Origin of the sequence: Aneurinibacillus tyrosinisolvens (genome assembly GCF_001015055.1) — a bacterium.
In the GTDB taxonomy this organism is placed as follows: Bacteria; Bacillota; Bacilli; order Aneurinibacillales; family Aneurinibacillaceae; genus Aneurinibacillus_A; species Aneurinibacillus_A tyrosinisolvens.
In genome coordinates this window covers 374,945-387,817 of sequence record NZ_BBWZ01000001.1, presented here as the reverse complement: position 1 = coordinate 387,817, position 12,873 = coordinate 374,945, and the positions used below count along the sequence as shown (strand labels likewise).

Annotated in this window: 10 protein-coding genes; 1 reads left to right on the top strand and 9 read right to left on the bottom strand. The window is 49.0% G+C overall.

From position 1 onward, the window contains the following. Positions 1 to 21: 21 nt before the first annotated feature. The 9 genes from MBEAL2_RS01915 to ppx all read right to left on the bottom strand — a co-directional run bounded on the left by MBEAL2_RS01915 (position 22) and on the right by ppx (position 11,671). Positions 22 to 1,323, bottom strand: a complete 1,302-nt coding sequence (locus MBEAL2_RS01915; protein WP_047150601.1) for a LysM peptidoglycan-binding domain-containing protein — start codon at positions 1,321 to 1,323, stop codon at positions 22 to 24. Between the two features lie 133 nt (positions 1,324 to 1,456). After that, positions 1,457 to 2,746, bottom strand: a complete 1,290-nt coding sequence (hemL, locus tag MBEAL2_RS01910) for a glutamate-1-semialdehyde 2,1-aminomutase (protein ID WP_047150600.1) — start codon at positions 2,744 to 2,746, stop codon at positions 1,457 to 1,459. Positions 2,747 to 2,770: 24 nt separating this feature from the next. Beyond that, entirely contained in the window at positions 2,771 to 3,751 is a 981-nt protein-coding gene (gene hemB, locus MBEAL2_RS01905; protein WP_047150599.1) for a porphobilinogen synthase, read from the bottom strand. 33 nt (positions 3,752 to 3,784) lie between these two features. After that, the gene (locus tag MBEAL2_RS01900; RefSeq protein ID WP_052947365.1) at positions 3,785 to 4,564 is read right to left on the bottom strand and encodes a uroporphyrinogen-III synthase; all 780 of its coding nucleotides are present in this window, start codon (positions 4,562 to 4,564) and stop codon (positions 3,785 to 3,787) included. Continuing rightward, on the bottom strand, positions 4,561 to 5,490 hold the full coding sequence (gene hemC, locus MBEAL2_RS01895) for a hydroxymethylbilane synthase (RefSeq protein ID WP_047150675.1): 930 nt from the start codon (positions 5,488 to 5,490) through the stop codon (positions 4,561 to 4,563). The genes MBEAL2_RS01900 and hemC overlap by 4 nt, the downstream gene beginning before the upstream one ends. A gap of 20 nt (positions 5,491 to 5,510) precedes the next feature. After that, the gene (locus tag MBEAL2_RS01890) at positions 5,511 to 6,332 is read right to left on the bottom strand and encodes a cytochrome C assembly family protein (protein WP_047150597.1); all 822 of its coding nucleotides are present in this window, start codon (positions 6,330 to 6,332) and stop codon (positions 5,511 to 5,513) included. Positions 6,333 to 6,381: 49 nt separating this feature from the next. Further along, the gene (hemA, locus tag MBEAL2_RS01885; RefSeq protein WP_047150596.1) at positions 6,382 to 7,737 is read right to left on the bottom strand and encodes a glutamyl-tRNA reductase; all 1,356 of its coding nucleotides are present in this window, start codon (positions 7,735 to 7,737) and stop codon (positions 6,382 to 6,384) included. Positions 7,738 to 7,945: 208 nt separating this feature from the next. Continuing rightward, the gene (locus MBEAL2_RS01880; RefSeq protein ID WP_047150595.1) at positions 7,946 to 10,111 is read right to left on the bottom strand and encodes an RNA degradosome polyphosphate kinase; all 2,166 of its coding nucleotides are present in this window, start codon (positions 10,109 to 10,111) and stop codon (positions 7,946 to 7,948) included. Positions 10,112 to 10,141: 30 nt separating this feature from the next. After that, entirely contained in the window at positions 10,142 to 11,671 is a 1,530-nt protein-coding gene (gene ppx, locus MBEAL2_RS01875) for an exopolyphosphatase (RefSeq protein ID WP_052947364.1), read from the bottom strand. A 237-nt stretch (positions 11,672 to 11,908) separates the two neighbouring features. Between ppx and MBEAL2_RS01870 the strand changes: the two genes are divergently transcribed. After that, a complete protein-coding gene (locus MBEAL2_RS01870; RefSeq protein WP_047150594.1) occupies positions 11,909 to 12,844 on the top strand; it encodes a DMT family transporter in 936 nt (311 codons plus the stop codon). Positions 12,845 to 12,873: the final 29 nt, after the last annotated feature.

Here is a 12,873-nt window from a genome sequence, read left to right as displayed (position 1 = left end):
TTTCCACCCCGCTCGCTTTATTTATGCTTTAACCGGAATGTAGAGTACCTGGCCTTTTGCGATTGTTGCATTCGTGTGCAGGCCGTTCGCCAGCGCGATATCCCCTGGTGTTATATCATACCTTTCAGCAATGACATCAAGCGTCTCGTCTTTTTGGGCAATACACATTTTTAGCCGTGTATAGCTCTCTTCTTCCTTGTTCATAAAGTTCGTCAAGTAAAGTGCATCATCCTTTGCTTCCTCTTCCCCTTTCTCCCATGCTTCATCCCGCTGGCTCTCCTGGCTAGCTTCTGCACTTTCAAGCTTGGCGGCGTTTGCCAGGCTTCTCTCTTCTGGATTGGCATACGCTGCTGCCAGGGTAGAAGGCGAAACCGTTACCGGATCCTGTTTGGTTCCTTTCAGCGTGATGGCAACCCTTGCTTCTTTTTTCTCTTCTTCTCTTTCTTCTTCGATTTCTGAAACAGGCTGCTCTTCCTGTTCTTCTTGCTCTTCCTCTTCCTCTTCTTGCTCTTCCCGCTCTTCTTCCTCATGCTTTGCTAAGGTTTCCGCGACTTCTTCCTTCCGCTCTTCCCCTGCTTCTTCTGCCTCCTGCTCCGCAGCCTCTACTGCGGATTCTTCTTCTATCGTTTCCGCATCCTCCCGGCCTTCCTCATTTTCTTCGCTCGCAGCTTCGGCCTCTCTTTCTTCCCTTGCCTGCTGTTCTTCCTTCTTCCGCATGGCCTCGAAAGCCATCCCTGTTACTTCGTGTTCCGGTATCGGACGGTGATCCTCTTCCTGGCTGCCGAAGTTCTTTGCCGCTACATACTCAAACGAAGCCGGAGGCACTGCTTCTTCCTCCTCCATCAGCTCCCCGCTCTCAATTCCATTCAGAACTAATTCCGCAGAGATGGACAGCTTGCGCGAGGATTGAATATCGTAATCGAACGATTCAATCGTTGCGTACAACTGGTCTAAATCTACAATTTTGTCCCTTGGGATTCGAATATGAACTGGAATTTTGTGTTCAAAGGAGAGTAAATCCTTTTCTTCGGAAAAATCGGCCGGGTCCATGGAAAACGGATCAAAGGTAAAGGACTCCGTATACCCGACTTTGTCCGCCTGATTTTCATTCAGTAATAAGTCAGTTGAGGGCACTTCTTTACTGGCATATTTCCCTTCAAGCTGCAGGTGTCCGGAAACGATGACTTCCTCCGCTACTTCCTGAATTTGAATGTAAGGCGTTAACTCTATCTCATCAATCTGTTCAATTTCTTTATCAGCCTGCGTAAAAAAAATAGAGTCGTGAACGGGAAACGATAAAACCGGGCCATTGCTTTGCGGCATAATGAGTAACTCCTCCCTCCTCTTATTGCTTTCTATAAAATATATAGAAAGAAAAACAAAGATATGCTTTGTAAAATAAGAAAAATCGCTTCCGGCAGGCAAAATTCCTGTGGAAGCGATAGAGAAAGGCAGTCTATAAGCTTTTCAAGGCATTGTAATTCGCTTCAAGCGTCCGTTCAATATCTTCATCCGTATGAGCGGCAGAAACGAACATTCCTTCAAACTGGGAAGGAGGAAGCGAAACCCCGGCCTCCAGCATCTGGCGGAAGTATTTCGTAAAACGCTCGACGTTCGATGTTTTGGCTGTTTCGTAGTTGATTACCTTCTCACCGGTAAAGAAGACGCCGACCATGGAGCCGACACGGTTGATATGAAGAGGAATGCCGCACTCTTTTGCGTTCGCTGCGATCCCTTCTTCCAGACGCGCGCCTTTTTTCTCCAGTTCCTCATAAACCCCCGGCTTGCCGAGCTCTTGAAGCGTCGCCAGGCCCGCTGCCATCGCGAGCGGGTTGCCGGAAAGCGTACCGGCCTGGTAAACCGGGCCGTCCGGGGCGATCTGGCGCATGATTTCTTCCTTGCCGCCGTAAGCTCCTACCGGCAATCCGCCTCCGATAACTTTGCCCATCGTTGTTAAATCAGGGACGATGCCGAACCGGCCCTGGGCACACTGGCGATGGACACGGAAACCGGTCATCACCTCATCGAAAATGAGCAATGTTCCGTACTGCTGTGTAATTTCACGCAGCCCTTCCAGGAAACCAGGCTGCGGCGGTACAACGCCCATGTTCCCCGCTACCGGCTCAACAATGATAGCAGCCATTTCTTCCCCATACTGCTTGAACGCCGCTTTTACGCTCTCTAAATCGTTATACGGCACCGTAATCGTGTGCGAAGCGATGGAAGCAGGGACCCCCGGACTATCCGGCAGCCCGAGCGTTGCGACCCCTGAACCCGCTTTAATCAACAGGCTGTCGCCATGCCCGTGGTAACTGCCCTCAAACTTCATGATTTTATCCCGTTTCGTGTAGCCGCGGGCCAGGCGCAGCGCGCTCATCGTCGCTTCTGTTCCCGAGTTTACCATCCGCACTACTTCGACAGAAGGAACGATTTCGCATACGAGCCTGGCCATATCCGTTTCGATCGTCGTAGGAGCACCAAAGCTCGTTCCTTTTTCCATCACTGATTTAATCGCTTCCTGGACGGCTGGATAGCAATGGCCGAGAATGAGTGGTCCCCAGGAACCGACATAGTCAATGTACTCATTGCCGTCGATGTCGTAGATTTTTGAGCCGATTCCATGGTCCATATAAACCGGATTCATCCCGACGGACTTAAAAGCGCGTACTGGGCTGTTTACACCGCCCGGCATGTACTTCTTCGCCTCTGTAAAACTCTCGATCGATTTTTCGTACCCTTTATGCATATGCCGCTTCCTCCTATGGGTGCTTTAGTCTATTTCTTTCAGCCAGCGTGCAGCGTCCTTAGCGAAATACGTTAAAATCATATCGGCGCCCGCACGTTTAAATCCTGTGAGCATCTCAAGGGTGATTCCTTTTTCATCGATCCAGCCGCGCTGTGCCGCCGCCTTAATCATGGCATACTCCCCGCTGACATTGTACGCCGCAACAGGAAGGTCGAAGGAGTCTTTTACCTCGCGGATAATATCCATAAAGGCGAGGGCTGGTTTTACCATCAGCATATCGGCACCCTCCTCGATATCGGAAGCCGCCTCACGAAGCGCTTCTCTCCGGTTGGCCGGGTCCATCTGGTACGTCTTGCGATCGCCGAACTGTGGCGTCGATTTGGCTGCTTCGCGGAATGGACCGTAGAACTGGGAAGCGTATTTTACTGCATACGACATAATTGGGATATTCTGATACCCAGCGTTATCAAGTCCCTGGCGAATCGCCGCTACAAATCCGTCCATCATATTGGATGGGGCAATGACATCCGCCCCTGCTGCAGCCTGGGACACAGCGGTTTTCACAAGAATCTCAAGGCTGGCATCATTATCCACATCCTCATTGTGAATCATCCCGCAGTGGCCGTGATCCGTGTACTGACACAGGCATGTATCGGCCATCGTGACGAGCTGGGGAGCCCACTGCTTCACCTTGCGGGTAGCCTGCTGGACAATTCCATTTTCCGCATATGCCTCTGAACCGCAGGCGTCCTTATGTTCCGGTACCCCGAAAACAATAACGGATTGAATGCCGAGGTTTACTACTTCTTCAATCTCTTCTTCCAGGCGATCGAGCGAATAACGAAAAACACCGGGCATCGAAGAAATCTCCTGCTTCTTGTCCTCCCCTTCTACAGCATAGATAGGGTAAATAAAATCGTTTGCATGCAAGTACGTTTCACGAACCAGGTTTCTCATCGCCGGCGTAGTACGCAAACGGCGGTGACGCTGAAAATACAAAGACATTTGTTAGTTCCTCCTTTTATAGCGAGCAGGCGATTATCCTGCTTGATTTGCCATCGCTTTTAAAAGCCCGTCAATCGTGTATTCTTCTGCCATGAGCTTTACATCCACCCCTTCTTCTGCCACAGCGGCTGCGGTTACGGGGCCGATAACGGCAATTTCAACGTCCAGCCGCAGCCGTTCCCGCTCGTCCGGTGTGAGGGCACGCAGAAGATTCTGCACCGTTGACGGACTTGTAAAAGTAATCATATCGATCGCTTTTTCTTTTAGCAATTGTTTCACGCAGGCCACGTTCTCATCCACTATTACCGTATCATAGACCGGGACGTCTGTCACTTGAAGGCCCATGCCGGCCAGCTCACGCGGCAGCACCTGCCGGGCAATGCTGGCACGCGGCAAAAGCACTTCCTGGCCGGGGAGAAGCTTCCCACTCATTGTTTCCAACAAATCTTCCGCTGTAAACTTGCCGGGAATGTGCTCCACGGCAATCCCCTTCGCTTTAAGCGCGGCTGCGGTTTTATTGCCGACTGCCGCTATGCGTGCACGTATTGTTTTCACATCAATAGCCAGCTCATCCAGACGCTTAAAAAAGAAGGCGACGCCATTTACGCTCGTAAAGAAAATCCAGTCGAATGCAGGCAGGTGGGCCAGGGCATTATCAAGTGCAGCCTGATTTGCCGGCGGCACGGTTTTAATGACAGGGCAGGAGATTGCCACTCCGCCCAGCTCCTCGATTTTTTGCATGAATTCTTCTGCCTGGCTGCGGGCGCGGGTTACGACAATTCGTTTGCCGGACAGCGGCTTTGGCTGATTCACGATTCGTTTTCCTTATTTACACGAGCCAGGATTTCGGCCGCTCCCTGTTCCCTCAGCTTTTCAGCGAGCGAGCGTCCCATTTCCTCCGGATTGCTGCCTTCCGCGCTTTCTTTCAGGATCGTATCCCCTTCCGGCGTTGCAACGAGCCCGGTGAGGGCAAGCTTATTCTCCCCGGCAACGGTGGCGTGTGCGGCAATCGGTACCTGGCAGCCGCCTTCCAGTGTGTTAAGAAAAGAACGCTCTGCCCGGACAGCAAACGCTGTATCCGAATCATTCAGTCGACTCAGCAAATCAAGCACCTCTGTATCATCTTTGCGGCACTCAATTCCAAGCGCCCCCTGTCCCACGGCGGGCAGGCTTATGTCCACAGGAAGAAATTCGGTGATTTCCCCTTTCCACTGCATCCTTTCCAATCCGGCAGCAGCGAGAATAATGGCGTCAAAGTTTTCTTCTTTCAGCTTACGGATACGCGTATCGATATTGCCGCGAATCGGTTCCATCCGCAAATCAGGCCGGATGGCTTTCAGCTGGGCCGCACGGCGGAGACTGCTCGTTCCGACAACCGCTCCTTCAGCAAGCTCCGCAAACGTCTTTCCGTCCTTGCTAATGAGCACATCGCGCGCATCCACGCGTTTGGGGACGGCCCCGATTGTCAGTTGTTCCGGAAGAACGGCCGGCATGTCTTTCATGCTGTGAACAGCCAGATCGATTTCTCCGTTCAAGAGCGCCTGCTCGATTTCTTTTACAAACAGCCCTTTTCCCCCTACTTTAGAAAGGGTAACATCGAGGATTTTATCTCCCTTGGTTACAATTCTCTTAATCTCGAATTCGAACGGGAGCCCAAATCCCTTCAACTGTTCAATCACCCAGTTCGTCTGTGTGAGCGCAAGCGCACTCTGCCTGGAACCTACAATAATTTTTCTCATAACTGTCATCCTTTCTTCTGCTATAGCCACTGGTGGAAAGAGGACACCGAGCCGGAAACAAGGTAGTTTAATAAAACAAGCATGAATGCGCCGATATTCCACAGGGCCAGTTTTTTGCCATGCCACCCGTATGTAACACGCTGGTACAGATACAAAGAATAGGCGATTAATACGCCATCAGACATAAAAACTTTCGGATCGAGCCAGAAGTTATGGATTTCCTTCAGGTTGGCCCAGATAGCTCCGAGAATGATCGACATAATGAGCAGCGGGACACCGACCATGTTTAGGCGGTAGGAATATAAGTCCAGAAGCCCAAGTCCCGGCAGGCGGCGGAGCCATTCATTCCATATTTTCTGCTTAAGCATGCGGTCCTCTACCGCATACATGAGTGAAAAAATAAAAGAAAGAGAAAAAGCACCATAGCTCAACAATGCAAGACTGATATGAATAAACAGCAGCTCCGAAGTCAACTGCTCCGCTACGAGCGGGGAAGCGCTTTGATTAGAGAAAAAGTTGAAGGCCAGGATAGAAAAGCCAATGACATTCGTAAAAAACACAAACAAATCAACACGAAAGAAGTAATTAATAACAAGTGATAGGGTTACGAGAATCCAGGAATAGAAGAAAAGCGTTTCAAACAGAGTGAGCACCGGAAAATAGTCTTTTTCCAGCATGCTCATGACAAAAAAGACGCTTTGCAGCGCCCAAACAACAGCAAGCAGCCAGAAGGCGATACGATTTACCTTCCGGCTGCTATTAAGGAAATCCGCAAAATAGAGCAAGACACTGCCTGCGTATATATAAATAATTGCGTCATATATTAAACTTTCATGAAACAAAGGGCATGAACTCCTCTCTCCAGGAGTGAACAGCGCTGCAGCAAAAAAATCAGGCTTCCTGTCCGATAAGAATACGACGGTGCCGTACGGGAATGTAGGCTTCTTCTTCTCTTTCATTCTGCTGGGCCGCATCCTCGAATTGATCTTCAAGAGCAAACAAAGTAATAAACATATTGAGTGCTTCTTCCGCCCCTGGCTTTCCAGCCATTTCTTTCAGCCGGACAATCGGATCGTGCAGAACTTGATTAATCAGGCTGCGCGTTTGCTTATTAATCATGCGCATTTCCTTCTCCGTTAACTCAGGACATTTGTTCTGGATGTTGCGAACTGCTTCCTGCTGGTGGGCCAGCAGCTTTTCCCGGAGCGTGTGGATAAGGGGAGAGACACCGAGCGTATTGAGCCAGCTTTTAAAAGCAACAAGCTCTTCACCGATCATCATCCCGATTTTCTCCGCTTCGCGGACCCTCTCGCGCATATTCGCCTCAACGATGCCTTCCAAATCATCAATATCGTATAAGTAGACGCCATCCAGATCATTAATCGCCGGATCAAGATCCCTTGGCACGGCAATATCAATCAAGAACAGCGGACGATTGCGCCGCTTGCGCATCACTTCCACTACATCCTGCTTCGTAACAACGTAGCCTTCAGCGCCTGTTGAGCTAATCACAATATCGGCAAGCGCCAGCGCTTCCTTCATCTTCTCCATCTCAACCGCTGCACCCTGGAACCTGTCAGCAAGCGCCACCGCACGTTCGTATGTGCGATTCGCCACAAGAACACGGGCCGCTCCGTTCGCATGAAGGTGCTTCGCTGTTAACTCGCTCATCTTCCCGGCGCCAAGAATGAGCACGGTTTTATCGTTAAAATACCCGAATACTTTCTTGCCGAGTTCAATCGCTGCATAACTCGTGGAGACAGCATTCTTGTTAATGTCCGTTTCCGAGTGGGCGCGCTTAGCTAATGTAACAGCCTGCTTAAACAGTGTATTAAAAACCGTTCCTGTCGCTTCGTTCGCCTGGGCAAACTGAAAAGCGTCTTTCATTTGCCCGAGAATCTGCGTCTCGCCAAGGACCATAGAGTCCAGGCCGCACGTTACACGGAACAAATGCTGAACAGCTGCATCGTTTTCTTTAATATAAATATGATCAATAAATTCCTCGCGGGGAACGCCAAACCATTCAGCCATAAATGCTTTAATGAAATGCCGGCCAGTATGTAGCTGGTCAACAACTGCGTAAATTTCCGTGCGGTTACAAGTGCCGACAATGACACACTCTAATATGCTCTTTGTCTTTCGCAATGTAGTGAGTGCTTGAAGCTTGTCTTGTTCCGCAAGTGCGAACCGTTCACGAATCTCTACCGGAGCCGTACGGTAGTTCAATCCGATAGCAAGAATGTGCATAACCTGACACCCCATCCTACTCTTGTTTCTTTGTTTTTTTATTGTACCCTTCTCTATGACAAATACACGTGCGACAGTTTTTATATGCAAATATTATAGCATGCACTATCTTGTATATAGCCCGGAAATGTGAAGACTTTATGAAGAGCCCCACAAAATTTATTATAGCAAAAAAGCACTCCGCTCACAAACACGGGGTGCTTATCTACTATGACTCTTCAATATGCGTCTTTGGTTTAAGCTGCTTCATATAAGGAGTTTGCTGGATTTTCTTCGTGTTCTTGACCGCAGCCGCATGGAAATAGATCTGGCTGTGCATTCTCTTCTCGCCTTCTTTTGGTTCCACGTGGACGTATGTGCCGTCCGGTTTGAGCTCTCTGGCCTTGACGTTGTCTTTTAAAGAGATTTGCAGGATTTCCTTTACTCTTGCCTTAAGCGGCTCCGCTTCCACAGGGAAAAGAATTTCTACACGCCGCTCCATATTTCGCGTCATCCAATCTGCGCTCGAAAGATATACTTTGTCCTCGCCGCCGTTTTGAAAATAAAAGGCTCGCGAATGCTCGAGGAAACGATCAACGATGCTGCGCACCCGGATGTTCTCGCTGATTCCCGGAATTCCCGGGCGAAGACAGCAGATTCCCCGGATGATTAAGTCGATTTGCACGCCCGCCGCGGACGCCTTAAATAAAGCTTTGATCAGCTTCTTATCCGTTAGCGAGTTCATTTTGGCGATAATTCTTCCCGGCTTCTCCTCTGTGCTCGTCGAAATTTCATTTTCAATAAGCTGGAGAAACTTATTGCGCAGACCGTTTGGAGCCGCTTCGATTTTTTTCCATTTCGGCGGCTTTGAGTAGCCTGATAAGTGGTTGAAAATATAGGAAGCATCAATGCCGAAGTGTTCATTGCACGTAAACATTCCTAAATCGGTATACAGCCGGGCCGTGGAATCGTTATAATTCCCGGTTCCAAGATGGACGTACCGCTTCAGCTTCTGCCCCTCCTGCCTGACAACAAGCGTAATTTTGCAATGTGTTTTAAGCCCGACAAGCCCATAGATGACATGGCAGCCTGCCTTCTCCAGCTTTTTAGCCCAGACGATATTCTTTTCCTCGTCAAACCGGGCCTTCAATTCTACAAGGGCGGTGACCTGCTTTCCGTTCTCAGCCGCTTTCGCCAGTGCGTTTACAATGGGAGAATCTCCACTCACGCGGTAGAGCGTTTGCTTTATCGCCAGCACGCTCGGATCCTCGGCAGCCTGTGTTACAAAATGGACAACCGGGTCAAACGATTCATACGGATGATGGACGAGAATATCCTTATGGGCAATCGCCTCGAAAATGTTATTTTCTCCGATAAAATCCGCCGGAGGCTGCGGAGGCAGCTTCTGGTATCTCAGGTGATCGTACCCGCGAAGAGAAGAGAATTTCATCAGGAATGTCAAATCGAGCGGTCCATTCACTTCATATACGTCGCACGGTTCGATTTCGAGAGAGGCCTCGAGGATTTCCCGCATGTATTCATCCATTTCCGGCGTAATCTCAAACCGTACAGCGGAGCCCCATTTTCGCTTCTTGAGCTCCTTCTGTATTTCCTTCAGTAAATCCTCCGCTCCTTCTTCATCGAGCGTCATATCGGCGTTCCTCGTAATGCGAAACGGCTGTACGGAGAGGATTCGGTTCCCCTTAAAAAGAAAGTCAACATAATGGCAAATAACGTCCTCTAGCAGAATAAACTGAGAGACCCCATCTTCGCTTGGCAGAGGAATATAGCGCTGCAGGACGGAAGGCACCTGGACCACGGCGAAAAGCACCTTGCTTTTGCCGTCCTTTTCACTTTCAAGCATAACGGCGAGATTCACACTTTTATTAAGCAGCATGGGAAAAGGACGGCTCGCATCAACCGCCATCGGTGTTAGAACAGGATAGATTTGGTCATAGAAGTATGTCCGCATAAACTGCTCCTGCTCATCCGTTAATTGATGCGGCTTCACAAAGCCGATCCCATGACTCGCAAGCAGCGGCATAATTGAATGATTAAGTACGCTATACTGCAATTTCACCATTTCATGGGCCTTATGAGAAATGGCTTCAAGCTGTTGTTTCGGTGTCATGCCCGCTTTGTTCTCCGGTGTGACTACACCGTGCTTTTCCTGCTCTTTCATCGTGCCGACCCGGACCATAAAAAATTCGTCAAGGTTGGAGCTTGTAATGGCAAGAAATTTCAGGCGCTCAAGCACAGGTGTTGTATGATCTTCCGCTTCCTCAAGCACTCTCCGGTTGAAGGCGAGCCAGCTCAATTCCCGATTAATATAATAATCGGTCTGGTTGAAGTCTGCCTTATTATCCGCTGGTTTCTCGATTATTGTATCTCCCATTGCGTTTCCCTCTTTATCTATTTATTTGCTTTAACTTTGATAAATCCACTGTATGTGCAGCGGAATACCGTAATGCTTTTTAAATTTTTTCCGGTGCTCCTCAATTGTTTTCATTTCGAGCGGGAGCTTGTCTTCCCCGCAGCACTTTAAAATAAGAGAATCACCCGATCTGACAAAAGAAATGCGGGAAATCTGCCTGCTTTCCGTTCGATCGAGCGCCCTGGCCATCAGAAGCAGCAGCCCAAGCTGCTCAACCATCTGCAGGTCAGCCTCCGTTACCATCGATTCATACGGCGCGACCAGCTGCTGCATTTTCTTTGTACCCTTGTACGATGCAAGCAGAGCAGTAAGGAGACGCTGTTTATGGGTAAGTCCCGGCAGCAGAACGTGGACAAGGAGGTAAAATGTATGCTGGTGGGCATCCCGAAAGCTAATCATTCTCCCAATGTCATGCAGGAGAGCCGCAGCAGCAAGCAGTTCCTTCTCATTCTCGCCGTGAGGGTGCAGGTTCTCGCGCCGGAGCTGCTCGAACATATCGCGGCACAGCTCCTCCACATGATAAGCGTGTGATTTGTTCACTTTGTACTGGTTCATTAAATCCCGGACACCGTAGCCAACTACGTCTTCTATAACCGGCTTACCCACTTTCCGAAGCCTTGATTCAATATAGACTCCGTCGCGCAGCCCTTTGTTGCTTACAATGAATCGCTCGCTTCTGCTAAACTCAAGCAGCACTTTAATAATGAGCATTCCGGCAACAATAATGTCCGCCCGTTCCTTAGACAGTCCTTCCACCGCCTGCATTTGCACCGGGGTTAAATTTTTCATGGAATCGAAAACAGAAGCAACCTCATATTTTCTCATCTCATAATAGTGAACGCTGGCAAACGGATAGCGCGTCCTTTTCTGATGGATTTTCCCCAGGTTTCTCGCCGTGCCGCCCATTCCGACAAGGGAGTATTTTTTTTCCCTTAACCACGGCTTGCTTGCGAAGGCGGTTCGCAGGAACTGTTCCAGTCTTTCAATCTCTTCCTCCGTCGGAACCTCGCTTTGAAAAAATTGATCTGTCAATGTGACGGCGCCAAAAGGAAAGCTATGGCTTTTTACAAGCTTGCGGCCAGAGATTTTAACGACCTCCGTACTGCCTCCTCCGATATCGAGCGTAATGCAGTCATGGACCCTCATGGTGTTGACGACGGCGAGATAGCCGTAGTAAGCTTCCTCCTCCCCCGACAGCACGCGAAAGCGGAATCCGGTCGTCTCAACTATCCTCTGCAATAATATGTCCCGATTCACTGCCTTGCGCACGGCAGCGGTAGCGACCCCTGTCACGTGGGAAATCCGCCTGCCATCACATAACTGCCGGAACTGGATAAGTGCATGCAGCGTCCGCTCTATCCCTTCTTCCGTTATATTGTTGTTGCTGTCCAGAAAAGAACTCAAACGAATTGTACTCTTCATATTGTCTACTTCATACATCGTTCCGTCTTCTGCCTCATAATAGATAACAAGGCGGACAGAGTTAGAGCCCATGTCGATAACTGCATTATATTTATCCATTTCTAACCAACCTTTAAGTATATTTAACATCATAGCTTCGCTTTACTAAAGTTCTGTTACGTTTATGTAAACGTTCAGTAAGAAGTACTTCTTCACCCGGCATCCAACTCCCTTTAACTTGCCCTGTTATTTCCCTGAAAATTTTATGTATTATTTCCAGCTCTTCTTTCTGTATAATAGAAATTATTTCACTTAAATAGCAGAGCAGTAAGCGCAGGATAGGAAAGGAATGATTTGATGAAAAAATCAGTACTTGCTGACAGTATTCTCCTGATGGTGGCGCTCGTGTGGGGAGCCACCTTCGTCATTGTACAGAATGCAATTGATACACTGCCGCCTCTTACTTTTAATGGGGTACGCTTTTTTTTAGCTTCTGCTTTTCTTTTTCTTTTTCTTGTGCTCTTTTACCGGGGGCAGATCCGCCAAATCAATAAAAAGCTCGTCCTCGCAGGCGTAATCCTTGGAGTATGGCTCTTCTGCGGCTATGCTTTCCAGACGATCGGGCTGCTTTATACGACATCTTCCAAAGCCGGATTTATTACCGGCCTTTCCGTTGTGCTCGTTCCCGTGTTTGCGCTTTTTATTTTAAAGCAGCGGCCAAAGCTGCCGGCCGTTCTCGGCATTCTTATCGCCACGGCCGGCCTGTACCTGTTGACGATGGGAGATGCTCTTTCCGTAAACAGGGGAGACGCTCTTGTGTTTTTGTGTGCGATTTCTTTTGCCCTGCAGATTATTTACACAGGGCGGTATGCACCTCATTTTCCTTCATTAGCCCTGGCGCTCGTTCAAATTCTGACGGTTTCAGTGTTAAGTTCTATCGGTGCGTTTTTTCTTGAGGATTGGCAGACCGCTCTTACTCCTGCGGCCTTCTCTACTCCGTCGGTTTATTGGGCGCTTATTGTCACTGCTGTTCCGGCGACCGCACTCGCCTTTCTGGCGCAAACGGAATGCCAGAAGTTTACAACCGCTACCCGGGTAGCTCTTATTTTTGCCATGGAGCCGGTATTCGCTGCGATTACAGCTTACTTTTTTAATGACGAACTATTGAGCGGGCGTTCTTTGACAGGGTGCCTGTTTATCTTCATTGGGATGATTCTTGCGGAACTGCAGGCGTCACAAGTAACAGCATGGTTTAAAAAAATAAAATCCGGTGCTTCTTCTTTAAATAGCTGAGGTAAAAACAAATGCAGAATAAAAAGAAC

Excerpts from the sequence above, each read along its gene's own strand:
- MBEAL2_RS01915 (WP_047150601.1), bottom strand. The coding sequence starts at position 1,323 with ATGCCGCAAAGCAATGGCCCGGTTTTATCGTTTCCCGTTCACGACTCT.
- hemL (WP_047150600.1), bottom strand. The coding sequence starts at position 2,746 with ATGCATAAAGGGTACGAAAAATCGATCGAGAGTTTTACAGAGGCGAAG.
- hemB (WP_047150599.1), bottom strand. The coding sequence starts at position 3,751 with ATGTCTTTGTATTTTCAGCGTCACCGCCGTTTGCGTACTACGCCGGCG.
- hemC (WP_047150675.1), bottom strand. The coding sequence starts at position 5,490 with ATGAGAAAAATTATTGTAGGTTCCAGGCAGAGTGCGCTTGCGCTCACA.
- hemA (WP_047150596.1), bottom strand. The coding sequence starts at position 7,737 with ATGCACATTCTTGCTATCGGATTGAACTACCGTACGGCTCCGGTAGAG.
- MBEAL2_RS01880 (WP_047150595.1), bottom strand. The coding sequence starts at position 10,111 with ATGGGAGATACAATAATCGAGAAACCAGCGGATAATAAGGCAGACTTC.
- ppx (WP_052947364.1), bottom strand. The coding sequence starts at position 11,671 with ATGGATAAATATAATGCAGTTATCGACATGGGCTCTAACTCTGTCCGC.
- MBEAL2_RS01870 (WP_047150594.1), top strand. The coding sequence starts at position 11,909 with ATGAAAAAATCAGTACTTGCTGACAGTATTCTCCTGATGGTGGCGCTC.